The organism is Robertmurraya massiliosenegalensis JC6, assembly GCF_000311725.1.
Taxonomy (GTDB): domain Bacteria; phylum Bacillota; class Bacilli; order Bacillales; family Cytobacillaceae; genus Robertmurraya; species Robertmurraya massiliosenegalensis.
The window spans coordinates 103,929-118,599 of record NZ_HE978514.1 but is presented as its reverse complement, the minus strand read 5'-3'; the positions used below and the strand labels follow the sequence as shown (position 1 = coordinate 118,599).

Sequence of the window (14,671 nt, the reverse complement as noted above, 5' to 3'; positions counted from 1 at the left end):
GTCAAATTACCAGGGTGTGTTTCTCTTTTAACTACCCCTATAAACCTGATACCCCCATGGTGAAATGAGTAATGGTACGTGATAATGTGCAGTTGTATCCGCGATGCTGAAGCGGACTGGCACTTTGTCTAAAAAAGCGGGTTCGGGTAGATCAAGTTGTTTACTTTGAAAATATTCCCCGATATGAAAAATGAGTTCATATACGCCACTAATCATATTTTCAGCAGACAAAAGGGGCTTATCAATCCGCCCATCTGAATTACTAACCGTAGACATGAGTAGCTGCCATTCATCGTCACACTGAATATAAAGCTCGATTTTCACATTGCTAGCGGGAGTGCCATGGGTTAAATCTAAAATATGGGTCGTCAATCCTGCCATAATTTCCTCCTCTTCATGCCTCTTTTACAGAAGTTACACTTTCCTTCTTCGGCCATTCCCCAACAAATTCTTCATGATCATAAGTAAGGAAACGATTTAATATTTGCTCTTTATCATCTTGGAAAAGTTGGTCGGAAATCGCAAGCGCAAGCTTTGGTAAGGCAAATCTGATCCCGGAAAGGGCAGATGCAGAAAGTCCGCAGCTTATTAACGTTGAATAATTAAATACGAATAGGCCGTATAATCGTTCTTTTCCCTGATCGTCACGACTCATGAATGAAAAGTTCGGGCTAAGATAAGGATGGGCATCAACAAGCGGATTTGCAATATTCTCAGGTGCGGAAAATTTATCACTCCAACGGGCAATGTGCTTTTCAATTAACCTTAATTCTGGACGAAGAGAAGGATTGGTTACAAGTCCGGTACTGATAATTAAGTGGTCGAACGAGTAAGTCCCTTGAGGAGTAGTAACGAGAACTCCATCTTCTGTTTCTGCCACATCGAGCCATGGTGAGCCTAAATGAAGCTCGAATTCTGACCATGATGTAGCCCGATTAAAAGTATCGTTCGTTGGGGGTTGATTGAATTTAAAGAAGTGAGAAATTGCTGTATATTTCTCTAAATCTGATAGAGTGTGATAATGTTCGATAATGCCTGATACCTCCATTTGTCGTATTGGATTAATACGAGGAAGCTCCTTTCGCCTTACGAATACATGAACTTCTCCAACGCCTTCAGTGAGAGCTGTATGAGCATTATCAAAAGCAGAAGCGCCGCCACCCAATATAGCAATCTTCTTATCTTTTAGTGTAGCAAAATCAATAGGTTCAGAAGTATGTGTATAGTGATGTTTTGGTAATTTCTCAGAAATAAATGGCGGGACATACCATTCACCCCCACCCTGCATTCCAGTTGCAGAGATGACTTTACGGGCTAGTAATTTTCCACTTGGAGCTCCAGGACCGTCAATGTGCAAGTAGTGAATGCCTTCCTCAGAAGGTTCAATTAACTTCAGTTTCACTTCGTTTGCCACAGGTAAATTAAGAATTTCACGATACCATCGTAAATAATTCATCCACTCGCCTCGAGGGATTTTATCAAGCTTTTTCCAGCCTTCTACTCCTTTCTGAGCTTCCCACCAAGCGCGAAAAGTCAGGGAAGGAATGCCGAGATCGATGGACGTTAAATCCTTGGGTGTTCGTAGTGTAACCATTCGTGCGTATGTTTCCCAGGGGCCTTCATAGCCTTTAGGATTTTCATCGATTACTAGTATATTGTAGATCCGCTCACGCTTTAAAGCGAAGGCAGCACTAAGTCCGCTTTGCCCACCACCAATAATGACTACATCGTACACTTGACCTTCAGGATGATGGAAAGGTTGTACCCATTCTGGACCTCCAAAGTTTAAATACGAAAGATCTTTTTTCACTTGTTCATTTAATGCCTCTAAGCTCATATATTTTCCTCCTTTTTAGAATCATTCATTGATTTTTTCTTGTAAACGAAGCAGTCCGATCTGATAAGTTTGTTCTAATGCTGTTTCAAATTCTGTTTCAACTGAATTTTGAATTCTCGCTTCCATTGCTTTGTATATTTGCTCTTTACTTTTGCCACGAACGGCAATGATAAAGGGGAATCCGAATTTTTCCATATAACTTCGATTTATAGTGATAAACTGGTCGTATTCTTCAGGTGTCAAATCTTTTAAGCCAGCCCCTTTTTGTTCATTAACAGAGTCAGGGCTCATTTCTACACGATCTCCTAAATTGGGGTGTTCCTTAAGTAAGGTAAGCTTTTGTTCATTTGTAGATTTTTTTATAATTGAAACCATCTCTTTATGTAGATGTTCGACTGAAGAAAATGGTTTTGTTTCAAATGCCATTTCTGTTATCCACGGTGAGTGCTCGAAAATGCCACCGAAAAGGTCTATGAAATCATGTTTCGTTAACGTATTGACTTGTTCGATTGTGAGCATGTTTATCATTCCTTTACTTAGTCTGTTAAAAGTTATAACATTCAGAGTTATTTTTATTTACATAATAATAAAATAATTTATCGTTGTCATTGGTTAGGGTAGCTGAATAATTTATCAATCAATGTGCGTTATGCACAAAGCTAACTTATATTTCTAACAGTGCCTTGATTCGTAGTGCAACTCTTAGCTGTAAGGTCGTTTCCGGTTCCTTTAATGTCTTTCCAAGAATTTCCTCGCATTTTTCAATCCGATAGACAACCGTGTTGCGATGAACAAATAATCTTTTTGCTGTTTCAGAGATTTGACAGTTTGAATCCAAAAATACGGATAACGTCTGAATTAATGTTTGTTCATCCTCTGTTTCTGGGCAGGTAAACCCTTGTAATGCATAAGTATAGAAGTTTCTTAATTCTTTTGCTGGAATAAGGCGCAATAGTTCGGTCACATCTTTTGTCTGAAAGACTTGAATAAAGTGGCGTTGTTTCAATAGTTCTCCTTGTGCCAAAGCATCCAAAGCTTCACTGTAAGCATGTCTAGTTTGTAGGAAAGTATGGCTGACATTGCTCACACCGAAAGAGATGGTTTTATTAAAGTAGGTACTGACCTTTTGTTGCAGACCGTTAAGGGAAGTTTCAATAAAGGAACTTGCTTCCTCGATTTCATATAGAACAATACAACGATCCCCTAATGTAAAAAGATGTCCTACTGAGCTTGAGTTCTGTAGTTCTTCCTCTAGAAATTCGTAAATATCATCGATTATTTGCTGCCTTTCCCGATAAGAAAAGTACTGGTCCGTATCATCTACTTTGCCGATGGCACAGATATATTTTTGATCATTAAAAAGAGAGAATTCTGTTGCCCGATTCATAATCTCTGTGTCGGTGGAAAAGGCTTGATCGAGGAAATGGGTAAAGAAATCATTTCGGATATTTCGTGATTGTTGTTTAAGGGCTTGTTCCTTCATGAGCGCAAAAGAGATAACGTTAATAGCCTGTTCGATCGTTAATAATGTTGAAGGTTGATGAATTTCCCCTAAAATAGAAAGAAATCCACTTTTCTTCTCGTTAAAATAAACGGGAAAAAGGGTATACGATTGTTTTGTTGAACAAAGTGAAAAGTAAATACGAGCAGTGTTATTCATCGTTTGGTAGAAAACATTCTTACGGATAGAACCCATAAATGAATAAAAGTCAGAATCATAATTCGTGGTGTACAGTGGTTTTAAATGTTGATTAATTAAGTGGACAGGGTGATTTATCATATTTGATAAATCTTGTAGCAATTTTGGAATTCCTTCTCCTTGTAAAACGATGCGCGTAAATTGTTTGTGTGTTTCAAATGCATGGGCTAGTTCAGTGGCATGTTGATCTAGAATTGCTCTTAACGTATAGTTAACAATTTCCCCAAGGGACAAGTCTAACGGAAGCTCGATAATTGGAAAGGCAAGAGCATCGGCAAGCTCCAATACTTCTAGAGGGATTTCTTGTAAAAATCGCTTTGTTTTTATGCCTAATGCAGCACAGCCTTGTGCATGCATAGCTCGAATTAATTCCACTAGTTGATCCGGGTGATCTTTTAAATGATAGGCGGTAGTAATGAGCATTTCATCTGGATTAAGAAAATGGATAATATCTGGTGCATCCATCATATTGACCGTGTTTACTTCTCTGTTTTTCCCAGCTGCTCCTGCGATTAGCGACATTCCGGTGAATTCAGACACGGATAATAATTCGGTTACCTTCATCATGACACCTCTTTAAAAATTCAGAATAATATATTTTTTTAATCATAGCACAAAAAATGCACTTGGTTAATATAAACAAAATCGATATTTAAATTTGTATAAAAATGATAATGAACTCTCAAGGTGAAATCAGTAAACTTAACTTAAATATCTATGTAACAAAAGTTAACATGAACTTTTTAGTTGGGGAGTGAATCGGATGGCCATTCGAGTTGGGAAACAGACGAATAAGGAAAATACAGTAGAGGAAATGATTGAATGGCTTGCTCAGTTTGGAAAAACAGAAACTGGGGGTAATACAAGGCTGTTATTTTCGAAAGAATGGAAGGAAGCCCAAAGAGCCATAAAAAATAAAATGGAAGAGTTCAAGTTGGATACCTATTTTGATAGTGCTGGTAATCTATTCGGTAAACTACAGGGGACAGAAATAAGTAGCAAATCGATCTTAACAGGATCACATATTGATACGGTGAGAAATGGTGGGAAGTATGATGGAGCGTACGGAATTATTGCAAGCCTTCTTGCTACATCGCGATTATTCAAGGCATTTGGTTACCCGAAAAAAACGATTGAAGTCATTTCACTTAGTGAAGAAGAAGGGAGTCGTTTTCCTTTAACGTTTTGGGGATCGAGAAATATAAATGGCGCTTATAATTTAGAAAGTGTGAAGAATTTACAAGATGAGGAGGGAATATCTTTTTTAGATGCGATGAAATCTGCAGGTTTCGATCCAAACTATTATACTCCTTCGATTCGTCATGATATTGAGCGGTTTATTGAGATTCATATCGAACAAGGAATGGTTCTTGAACGAAATAAGAAATCCATTGGTGTCGTTTCTTATATTGTTGGGCAACGTCGGTTTACGGTAAAAGTGAGCGGTGAAAGCAATCATGCTGGTACGACTCCGATGTTTTATCGCAAGGATGCAGTGACCACAACGTCACGATTGATTACGTATTTAACCGATAAAGCAAAAGAAATCGATTCACAGTTAGTGGCAACCGTAGGGAAAATCAATGTAAAACCTAATGTCCCCAATGTGGTGGCAGGTGTTGTGGAATTCAGCTTAGACATCCGAAATCATCGCGAAGACATGCTTAACCAATATTGTGAAGATATATTTGCTGAATTTGAAAGATTCGCAAACGAGTTAGAGATGAACGTTCAAGTATCACAATGGATGGATGTCAAACCAATTGCGATGGATAAAGGGATGAACAGGATGGTTCGCCAGCTTGCATCCAATAAAAACATTAGCCATCAGGATATCGTCTCTGGTGCTGGGCATGATGCCCAAGTATTTGCCTCGATTTGCCCAACTACTTTATTGTTTGTACCGAGTCAAAAAGGCATAAGTCATTCTCCTCAAGAGTTTACAAAATTAGAAGATTTGGAGACAGGAGTAGAGCTTCTGACAGAGCTATTATACAAATTGGCCTACTAAGGGGGATGGAAGATGAGTTTTTCAGAGCTAAATACACCGAAGAGAACGATTATGACACCAGGACCAGTGGAAGTGGACCCGAGGGTTCTAAGAGCACTCAGTACACCGATATTAGGGCAGTTCGATCCAGCTTTTACAAATATTATGAATGAAGTAATGGAAATGCTACGAAAGGTTTTTCAAACGAACAATCATTGGGCATTCCCGATTGATGGAACGTCTCGTGCTGGGAATGAAGCAGTGTTATCGAGCATAATCGAACCAGGGGATAAAGTACTTGTTCCGATTTATGGCCGTTTTGGTCATTTGCTTGTGGAAATCTGTGAAAGATATGGCGCAGATGTTTATACGCTCGACTGTCCATGGGGCGAGGTCTTTGAACCAAGAATGATTATAGCTGAAATGAAAAAGGTATCTCCAAAACTTGTTGCGATTGTACATGGCGAAACTTCTACTGGAAGAATACAGCCGCTCCAAGAAATTGGAAAGGCGTGTCGTGAGCAAGATGTTTTATTGGTAGTTGATGCTGTGGCTTCGATTGGTGGAGTCGAAGTAAAAACAGATGAATGGTGTATTGATGCAGTAATAGGTGGAACACAAAAGTGCCTGTCTGTCCCATCTGGAATGGCGCCCATTTCCTATAATGAGCGAATTGAGGAGATTATTCTCTCTCGTAAAAAGGTGGAACGAGGAATTGCGACCGATGAGGACCGTCAATATGTACGAAGCAAGCTTCCGATTGCAAGTAACTATTTTGATTTAGGGATGTTGCAAGATTATTGGAGCCCAAGAAGATTGAATCATCATACGGAAGCGACTTCGATGGTGTATGCCTTGAGAGAAGGCTTGCGACTTGTATTGGAAGAAGGTTTGGAAGAGAGGTTTAAGCGCCATCAATTTCATGAGCAAGCATTAATAAAAGGAATTGAAGCGATGGGATTAGAACTTTTTGGTGATCCTGAAAACAAGCTCACTTGTGTTACCTGTGTCAAGATTCCTACAGGTGTCGATGGAGACGCGGTAAGAAACATGCTCCTACAGAAATTTGGGATTGAAATTGCTTCATCTTTTGGACCATTACACGGGAAGATTTGGAGAATTGGAACGATGGGTTATAGTTGCAGGAAGGAAAATATTCTTTCAGTCTTAGGGGCGTTAGAGGCAGTACTTATCCGCCATGGAGTGGCAGTCAATCGAGGAAATGCATTGCAAGCAGCTCTAAATCATTATGACGCCAAGGTGGTGGGATAAATGGTTCTTTTTGATTTAGCTATTTGCAATGGTTTCGTCGTCTTACCTGGAGGTGTGAAAAAGGCTGATGTTGGAATTAAAGATGGCAAGATTGCTAAAATAGATGCAAATTTAACCGGGCAAGCGGACAAAGAAATGGACGCGAGTCGGTTATATATTTTCCCAGGTGCTATTGATGTTCATGTCCATTTCAATGATCCAGGAAGAGACGAATGGGAAGGCTTTGAAACCGGTTCAGAAATGATGGCAGCAGGTGGTTGTACGCTCTTTTTTGATATGCCATTAAATGGGATTCCATCAACGATTAACAACGAAGCTCTGATGCAAAAAATAGAGAAAGCGAGAGAGAAATCAATGGTTGATTTTGCCTTATGGGGTGGACTTGTCCCAGGAAATGTCGACTACTTAGAAGAGCTTGCTGAAGCTGGAGTGATAGGCTTTAAAGCGTTTCTTTCTGAATCTGGAAATGAAGAGTTTGAGCGGGTCGACGATATCACACTGTTGAAGGGAATGAAGAAAATCGCATCACTGAACAAAGTTCTTGCCCTCCATTCGGAAAGTGATGCGATAACGAAATGGCTAACGGCTGAAAAGCGACAAAAAGGACAATTCAGTGCAGATGATTATCTAGAAACGCGACCGATTCGCGCAGAAGTCGAGGCGGTTGAAAGAGTCCTGTCCTATGCAAAAATCACAGGCTGTCCGATTCATTTTGTCCATATAAGCAGTGCGGCTGCTGTGGGGAAAATTGAGGAGGCAAAAGAACAGGGCATTGATGTAACCGTGGAAACCTGTCCCCATTATTTACTATTCTCCCATGAAGATTTAGTAGAAAAAGGAACAGTTGCGAAATGTGCACCACCGTTAAGAGAGAAAGAAGAACAGGAGAAATTAATTCATTTATTCATAGATGGTAAGTTTGATATGATTGCCTCTGATCACTCTCCTTGTCCTTTTTCCTTAAAGGATCCAAAGACTCATCATCTTTTTGAGGCATGGGGTGGAATTAGCGGGGGGCAGTTTACCTTACTTGCCATAATTGAATTAGCGTTAAAATATGACCTTCCTTTTGAAAAAATTGCTAAGCAATTGTCAGCGAATCCAGTGGAACGGTTTAAGCTTCCTTTTAAAGGGGGAATTGCTGTGGGCGAACCTGCCAATTTTGCGATTGTAACAACAGAAGAAACGTTCACCGTAACGGAGTCTAATTTCTTTGCAAAACATAAAGAAAGTCTCTATCTTGGGCATACTTTCCCCTGTAAAATAAAGTCTACCATAAATAATGGGAATATCATTTTTGAGGACGGACATATTAAGCAATCGATAAACAAGGGAAATTGGCTCAAAGGTATAACAAATTAATAAAAAAAGTCTACCTAAGGGTAAAGAAAGGTATAATAAAAGGTATTAGAAAATGAGAAAGAAGCCCATTCTATTAATGGATGAGGCTTTTTTCATTTTTTTGAAATAATTAAATAGGACGGTTTTTATGAATAAAATAATAAAGTTGAAAGTAAAGTCATCATATGTGAAGAGCATTAAGGCTGGTGTTCCTCTAATCAAAAAAGAAGCGATTCAAAACGCCAATCTACTAGGTGAGGAAGGAGCGCTCATTGAACTAATGGATGACAAAGGTGCTTTCCTAGCAAAAGGATATTATGGGCAACAAAATAAAGGAATTGGATGGATACTAAGCAGACAGAAAGACGAGCAAATTGACGCCCATTTTTTCGAGAAAAAAGTTAAAAAAGCATTAGAACATCGTAGTTTTTTGTTTAATGATCCAGAAACGACGGCGTTTCGAGTGTTTAATGGTGAAGGAGATGGAATTGGTGGCGTAACGATTGAGTATTTTGATGGCTACCTTCTTATTCAGTGGTATAGTGAGGGCATTTATCAATTTAAAGATGTGCTAATCGAAGCTTTAAACAAGGTTGTCGAATATAAAGGTCTTTATGAAAAGAAACGTTTTGATGCTCAAGGTACCTACATGGCAGACGATGATTTTGTCATCGGAGAAAGAGCGCCTGAACCACTTCTTGTAAAGGAAAATGGCATGAACTTTGCCGTTTATTTAAATGAAAGTGCAATGGTTGGGATCTTTTTAGATCAACGAGAGGTAAGAAAGAAGATTCGCGATCAATATGCAGAAGGTAAGACGGTATTAAATACCTTTTCGTATACGGGTGCTTTTTCAGTCGCTGCTGCATTAGGTGGTGCCATTAAAACAACAAGTGTCGATGTGGCCAATCGCAGTAAAAGCAAAACTATTGAGCAATTTAGCGTCAATGGAATCGACTTCGAAGCGCAGGATATTATCGTTGAAGATGTGTTCAACTATTTTAAATATGCGGGGCGAAAAAATCTTAGCTTTGATTTGGTGATCCTTGATCCACCGAGCTATGCACGTTCTAAAAAGCATACATTCAGTGCAGGAAAGGATTATTCGGATCTATTAGAAAAAGCGATTCGCATTACAGAAAAGGGTGGGGTTATTGTGGCCTCTACTAATTGCAGTACATTTGGCATGGACAAATTCAAAGGTTTCATCGTAAAAGCTTTCCAGCAGGCTAATTCCAAGTATCAAATTCTTGAAGAGTTCAGACTTCCTGCAGACTTTAAAACGATCAAAGAATTTAAAGAAGGAGATTATTTGAAGGTCGTGTTTTTGAAAAAACGCTCATAAGGTATTGTTTGTATTCTGTAATAAATGCAAGAGGGCTGGGAAGTAATTTCCAGCCCTCTGGTGTTATATTAACGTACCCGGCTAGTCGTACCTGCAATCAGTCCTTTTGTTGAGGCAGCACGTACCCAGCTGGGATACTCTTGCATCAATAAATCATACAATTCATGATCTGAGACATGCTGTGGATCTTCGACGCTAAAGAAATCGGCATTGTCAATATAGCGGCCAGAGAGATCATCTAGTTTTTCCAAAAATGAAAAATCAGATTGGAAGGAATTAAAAAGTCCGCGTCTTTTTACTCCTTTATTTGATTTCCCAATCGCCATAAACTGCCAAAAGATCGGTTCGTAAGATGAGTTTCGAATATGATTGATCGTTTCTTTTTCATCGAAGGTTGCGCCGTCGGTTACAAACATGACGTAGACGGGAACCGAGCTTGGGTGCGGTGAATTTCTTTTTGAAGCTTGTCCAAAATAGTGCTCACGGATCGTTTTCATCGCCTTTCCATAGTAGGTGCTACCTTCTAATGGATAGCGCTTAATTAATTGATTGACAAAACCATTAAAGTTATCAATAGTTAGTTCTCCTGCATCATGAGACCTTGCTCCAAATAAGAAAATATCAATCGAGCCATCGTCATCAAAACGAGTTCCTAATGCTAGTATTCTCTCAGCAAAATCTTGAATCTTTCCGGAGCGATACAAGCTATACATCGAGGCAGATATATCTAAGCAGAGCGCAACTTTTGCATGATGATTCTGTAACCCTACCTTCTCAAGTGACACCTTCGCTTTTTTTGACAGGTCAAGGATTTTAGGAGCTTGCTGGGCCATTTTCTTCTCCAGATTGACTTTCTTATCATTTGCTGGAGGTGACGGAGTGATTTGGGGCTGTTCTTCTTCTGCCACTTCTCCACCAAAATCCTTTAGAAGAGCAGCAAGACCTCCGTCATAGCCTCTTCCCACTGATGCCACTCTCCAAATTGATTTGACATAAAGCTCAGCAATAATCACAGCCTTTTCATTCTGAAATTCATTTCCTTTAAAGGTGTATTCCAAAATAGATTGTCCATTTGCTTTTATTTGAATCGATCCTGAAAAAATATTCCCCATGGTTCCTTCCCCGTCAATCGTGCCTGTAAATACTAAATATTGAGCAGATGGGGGTAGCTTGTCCAAATTGATTAGAAAGGTTCCAGAGCCATTTTGATAGTTTGGAAGCCGTAGCTCATTTAAAGGAGATTGAGTCTGGTTGTAAAAGATCATGTAACGGTCGTCCACAAGCTTTTTGTCCGCATTTAATCCAAAACAAGTAATGTCAATTTCTGAATTTGCATCGATTTTCACTTCTACTTCAATCTGTGTAGATGGCGTGTAATCTACGAGTTTCACTTTCTCCCCACGAATTAACGATTTCATCTTGTCCTCCTTAATCGCTCGTTTCTTATAGTTTACTTTAAATTGGCAAAAAAGTTTAGATTTTACTTTTAATTGGTGGAAATTGCATAACAGTGGATCGTTGCTCAAATACTATTTTCAGTAGCAAAGCTAGGAGGATAAGTATGCGTACAAACGATGGGTTAATGTCTATTTTTGCTTTAGGAGGACTTAATGAAGTAGGGAAAAATATGTACTGTATTCAATATGAAGAGGATATAATCGTTATCGACTGTGGAAATAAGTTTCCAGATGAGAGTTTATTGGGAATTGATTTGATCATTCCTGATGTCTCATTTTTAGAGGACAACAGGGATAAGGTCAAAGCGTTAATTGTGACACATGGGCATGAGGACCATATTGGTGGGATCCCTTATTTGCTAAAAAAGATTGATGTACCTGTGTTTGCGACGCGATTTACACTTGGATTAATTGAATTAAAGTTGGAAGAACATAAGTTAATTAGGGAGACGAAACTAGTAGAGATCGATTCAAATGCTGAATTAAAAATCGGCCAAATGATCGTACAATTTTTCAGGGTGAATCATAGTATTCCTGACTGTCTAGGTGTTGTATTCCGAACACCACAAGGAAATATTGTCCATACAGGTGACTTTAAGTTTGATTTAACCCCTGTTAACCAACAGTATTCGGATATTCATAAAATGGCTCAAATCGGTACTGAAGGTGTATTACTATTACTATCAGAAAGCACGAATGCTGAACGACCAGGAAGTACACCATCGGAGAAAATGGTTGGAGAGCAAGTGATGGAGGCATTCATTGAGGCGAAACAAAAGGTGATCCTATCAACATTTGCCTCAAATATTAACCGTGTACAACAGGTGGTAGACGCTGCGATGCGGACAAATCGAAAACTTGCTTTACTTGGGAGAAGTATGGTCAATGTTGTGGATGTAGCAATTCAACGTGGGTACTTAACGGTTCCAGAAGGAATGCTGATTGAAGCAAATGAAATCAATGAGTTATCTCCGGAGCGGGTTGCGATTTTATGTACGGGAAGTCAAGGAGAACCATTGGCGGCTTTATCTCGCTTATCGACTGGAAACTTCAGAGGGGTGGAAGTGTTAGCGGGTGATACAGTAATTCTTGCGGCAGGACCAATCCCAGGAAATGAAAAAAGTGTATCGAAAATCGTTGATAATTTATTTACACTTGGTGCCCATGTTATTTATGGTTCTGGAAAAGGCATGCACGTTTCAGGTCACGGATATCAAGAAGATTTAAAATGGATGCTTACACTTATGAAGCCGAAATATTTTATCCCGATTCATGGAGAATATCGGATGCTCCATCAGCATCGAATATTAGCTGAATCGGTTGGGTTAGAACAAGAAAATACATTTATCCTCAAAAATGGTGACGTGGTGGATATTGAGCATTCACTTGCTCGCCACGCAAGGCGAATTCATGCTGGGGATACATATGTAGATGGAGTAGGAGTTGGGGATATCGGTGAAATTGTTTTAAGAGATCGGAAACAACTATCAGAAGATGGAATGCTTGTTATGGTCTTAACAATGAGTAAGGTAGATAAAAAATGGCTCTCACGTCCAGATATAATAACGAGAGGGTTTATCTACGTAAAAGATTCAGAGGAATTAATGAAAGAAATGCATCGACTCATTGATAAGACGCTGAAAGATATAAACCTTTCCGGAAGGGGACAATGGAGCTCGGTGAAACAAAGTTTAAAGAAAACCATTGGTGAATTTTTATATACAAAAACAAAAAGAAGACCGATGATATTGCCAATCATCATTGAAATTTAATAAGAAGAGAATTCTTTATCATTGCAATGCTGTAACGTAATGGGATAACATAAAAGTGGAAATAAAGAATATGGGTATGCAACTGAGTCGATTTCACCATGTACGAAGGTAAATTAAAGAACGAATATCTGTAGGTTATACATTCGAACCCACCTTAAAATATTTTCTTTTTTTTACTTAAAAGCACAAGTATGAGATTGATGCAACTGTATTCAAATAGAGAAGATCAGCGAAGAAAGTTGGTACTAAAAATGAGTGAAAAAAGCGTTATTTTTTTTGATATTGATGGAACTCTTCTCGATCATGACAAGAAACTACCTGAAACAACGAAAAAGGCTGTGCTCGATTTAAAGGAACAAGGACATATAGTGGCAATAGCAACAGGTAGAGCCCCATTCATGTATGAGGATTTACGAAATGAATTAGGGATCGATACTTATGTTAGCTACAATGGACAATATGTTGTGTTAAATGGAGAAGTATTGTATACGAATCCTCTTTCGAATCCGTCCCTTCTAAAATTGACAGAAGCAGCACTTGCAAATGATCATCCAGTCGTTTATATGGACCATGAGGCGATGAGGGCTAATGTTCCAGAGCATTCGTATATTAGCGAAAGCATAAGCTCTTTAAAAATCGAGCACTTTCCTGCTCATGATCCCCATTATTATAAAGAACGAGATATGTTTCAAACGCTTCTATTTTGTCCTGAAGGAGAAGAAAAGCAATACGAAGAGAGCTTTGAAGATTTTGATTTTATCCGTTGGCACCCTGTTTCTTGTGATGTTCTGCCAAAAGGTGGTTCGAAATGGAAAGGAATCGAAAAGATCGTCGACAAGCTAGGGATTCCAAAAGAGCGTCAATATGCCTTTGGTGATGGATTAAATGATCTGGAAATGCTATCGATGATTCATCACGGTGTAGCCATGGGAAATGGTGAGGAAGAAGCAAAGGCAGTCGCCAAATATGTGACCAAATCGGTGGAAGAAGACGGCATTCTCCACGGACTCAAAATGGTCGGCTTATTATAGAAACAATCCAAACATAGAAGAAGAGTATTAAAAATGACAGCACGTTTTTAATACTCTTTTTCGTATTTGTATTTGTTTTTAAAGAGAAGGAATCATGGGTGCAATTAAGGCTGATAAAGGAACGATCTTTGCTTCTTTTTCATATTCAGGCAAATATGCCTTTAAAGCACTAACCACTTTATTGCCAGTTATGCCAACATGCCCAATGGCAATGAATTGTTGGCGGTTATCAAGGCGATCAGTTAATTTAGATGCTTGCTGGTAGATATGTCTTTCAGAGTAAATATGGTCAAAGAACATATCGTTTTCCAGATAGGGAACAGATAATTCTTCGGCGATTTTTGGAATGACACTTTTTTGAGCCGTTTTACTATCGAGATAGTATAGGTTGTTTTCTTTACATATTTCAAGAATAATCCGCATCACTCGTTCGTCCTCAGTCGCTTTTGAACCCATGTGATGGTTCATACCAACGGCATAGGGAACGTCTTGAATTGCTTGCTCAACTCTTTTTCTAATTTCTTGATCACTTAAATCAGTCGTAATCGCACCAGGCCCTAACCAGCTCTTTTTTCCTTTCTTTGGCTCCATTGGCAAGTGGATGATGATCTCATGTCCTTTTTCATGTGCCAGCTTAGCATCTTTTTCGGTTGTCGATAAAAAGGGCATAATCGCTACCGTAAGTGGGATGGGGAGCTCAAGCATTTCTTTTGAACCTTCCATATTGTTTCCAAAATCATCAATGACAATGGCCAATTCTTTCTTGCTCGTTGCATCATGATTTACGGACTCGGCATGAGCAGGTATTGAAGAAAAAATAATGAAAATAGCTAACCATATTATGCGCATGTATTGTCACTCCTTTTTCTTTAAGATTTCACAATTCATACTCTTTCATCCAAAGAAGTTATTCATAATACTTAAAAA

The 14,671-nt window shown here is 38.9% G+C and carries 12 protein-coding genes; 6 read left to right on the top strand and 6 right to left on the bottom strand.

The window, feature by feature from the left end:
• Positions 1-27: 27 nt before the first annotated feature.
• The 4 genes from uraH to BMSHG_RS13980 form a co-directional block, all read right to left on the bottom strand.
• Positions 28-381 (bottom strand): hydroxyisourate hydrolase, encoded by a 354-nt coding sequence (gene uraH, locus BMSHG_RS13995; RefSeq protein ID WP_019155075.1) that lies wholly within the window; start codon positions 379-381, stop codon positions 28-30.
• A gap of 13 nt (positions 382-394) precedes the next feature.
• The gene (locus tag BMSHG_RS13990; RefSeq protein WP_019155074.1) at positions 395-1,837 is read right to left on the bottom strand and encodes an NAD(P)-binding domain-containing protein; all 1,443 of its coding nucleotides are present in this window, start codon (positions 1,835-1,837) and stop codon (positions 395-397) included.
• Between the two features lie 21 nt (positions 1,838-1,858).
• Positions 1,859-2,356, bottom strand: coding sequence for a 2-oxo-4-hydroxy-4-carboxy-5-ureidoimidazoline decarboxylase (uraD, locus tag BMSHG_RS13985; protein ID WP_019155073.1), 498 nt, complete (start codon positions 2,354-2,356; stop codon positions 1,859-1,861).
• A 145-nt stretch (positions 2,357-2,501) separates the two neighbouring features.
• Positions 2,502-4,103, bottom strand: a complete 1,602-nt coding sequence (locus tag BMSHG_RS13980) for a PucR family transcriptional regulator (protein ID WP_235776382.1) — start codon at positions 4,101-4,103, stop codon at positions 2,502-2,504.
• A 196-nt stretch (positions 4,104-4,299) separates the two neighbouring features.
• On the opposite strand from BMSHG_RS13980, the gene allC reads away from it, so the two are divergent.
• From allC to BMSHG_RS13960, 4 genes are all read left to right on the top strand, one after another.
• Positions 4,300-5,547, top strand: a complete 1,248-nt coding sequence (gene allC / locus BMSHG_RS13975; RefSeq protein ID WP_019155071.1) for an allantoate deiminase — start codon at positions 4,300-4,302, stop codon at positions 5,545-5,547.
• A gap of 12 nt (positions 5,548-5,559) precedes the next feature.
• Positions 5,560-6,798, top strand: a complete 1,239-nt coding sequence (locus BMSHG_RS13970) for a pyridoxal-phosphate-dependent aminotransferase family protein (RefSeq protein WP_019155070.1) — start codon at positions 5,560-5,562, stop codon at positions 6,796-6,798.
• Positions 6,799-8,160, top strand: coding sequence for an allantoinase (locus tag BMSHG_RS13965; RefSeq protein WP_019155069.1), 1,362 nt, complete (start codon positions 6,799-6,801; stop codon positions 8,158-8,160).
• A 127-nt stretch (positions 8,161-8,287) separates the two neighbouring features.
• The gene (locus BMSHG_RS13960) at positions 8,288-9,484 is read left to right on the top strand and encodes a class I SAM-dependent rRNA methyltransferase (protein WP_019155068.1); all 1,197 of its coding nucleotides are present in this window, start codon (positions 8,288-8,290) and stop codon (positions 9,482-9,484) included.
• A gap of 68 nt (positions 9,485-9,552) precedes the next feature.
• On the opposite strand, the gene BMSHG_RS13955 is transcribed toward BMSHG_RS13960, so the two are convergent.
• The gene (locus BMSHG_RS13955; protein ID WP_019155067.1) at positions 9,553-10,902 is read right to left on the bottom strand and encodes a VWA domain-containing protein; all 1,350 of its coding nucleotides are present in this window, start codon (positions 10,900-10,902) and stop codon (positions 9,553-9,555) included.
• A gap of 143 nt (positions 10,903-11,045) precedes the next feature.
• Here BMSHG_RS13955 and BMSHG_RS13950 point away from each other — a divergent pair, with 143 nt between their 5' ends.
• Both BMSHG_RS13950 and BMSHG_RS13945 read left to right on the top strand, forming a co-directional pair.
• The gene (locus BMSHG_RS13950; protein ID WP_019155066.1) at positions 11,046-12,713 is read left to right on the top strand and encodes a ribonuclease J; all 1,668 of its coding nucleotides are present in this window, start codon (positions 11,046-11,048) and stop codon (positions 12,711-12,713) included.
• Between the two features lie 251 nt (positions 12,714-12,964).
• The gene (locus tag BMSHG_RS13945; protein ID WP_026073458.1) at positions 12,965-13,744 is read left to right on the top strand and encodes a Cof-type HAD-IIB family hydrolase; all 780 of its coding nucleotides are present in this window, start codon (positions 12,965-12,967) and stop codon (positions 13,742-13,744) included.
• Positions 13,745-13,822: 78 nt separating this feature from the next.
• Here the strand turns inward: BMSHG_RS13945 and BMSHG_RS13940 are convergent, their stop codons facing one another.
• Positions 13,823-14,593 (bottom strand): divergent polysaccharide deacetylase family protein, encoded by a 771-nt coding sequence (locus BMSHG_RS13940; protein ID WP_019155064.1) that lies wholly within the window; start codon positions 14,591-14,593, stop codon positions 13,823-13,825.
• Positions 14,594-14,671: the final 78 nt, after the last annotated feature.

Coding starts and splice junctions, on each gene's coding strand:
- uraH (WP_019155075.1), bottom strand. CDS start 381: ATGGCAGGATTGACGACCCATATTTTAGATTTAACCCATGGCACTCCC.
- uraD (WP_019155073.1), bottom strand. CDS start 2,356: ATGCTCACAATCGAACAAGTCAATACGTTAACGAAACATGATTTCATA.
- allC (WP_019155071.1), top strand. CDS start 4,300: ATGGCCATTCGAGTTGGGAAACAGACGAATAAGGAAAATACAGTAGAG.
- BMSHG_RS13950 (WP_019155066.1), top strand. CDS start 11,046: ATGCGTACAAACGATGGGTTAATGTCTATTTTTGCTTTAGGAGGACTT.
- BMSHG_RS13960 (WP_019155068.1), top strand. CDS start 8,288: ATGAATAAAATAATAAAGTTGAAAGTAAAGTCATCATATGTGAAGAGC.
- BMSHG_RS13945 (WP_026073458.1), top strand. CDS start 12,965: ATGAGTGAAAAAAGCGTTATTTTTTTTGATATTGATGGAACTCTTCTC.
- BMSHG_RS13980 (WP_235776382.1), bottom strand. CDS start 4,103: ATGATGAAGGTAACCGAATTATTATCCGTGTCTGAATTCACCGGAATG.
- BMSHG_RS13965 (WP_019155069.1), top strand. CDS start 6,799: ATGGTTCTTTTTGATTTAGCTATTTGCAATGGTTTCGTCGTCTTACCT.
- BMSHG_RS13955 (WP_019155067.1), bottom strand. CDS start 10,902: ATGAAATCGTTAATTCGTGGGGAGAAAGTGAAACTCGTAGATTACACG.
- BMSHG_RS13990 (WP_019155074.1), bottom strand. CDS start 1,837: ATGAGCTTAGAGGCATTAAATGAACAAGTGAAAAAAGATCTTTCGTAT.
- BMSHG_RS13940 (WP_019155064.1), bottom strand. CDS start 14,593: ATGCGCATAATATGGTTAGCTATTTTCATTATTTTTTCTTCAATACCT.
- BMSHG_RS13970 (WP_019155070.1), top strand. CDS start 5,560: ATGAGTTTTTCAGAGCTAAATACACCGAAGAGAACGATTATGACACCA.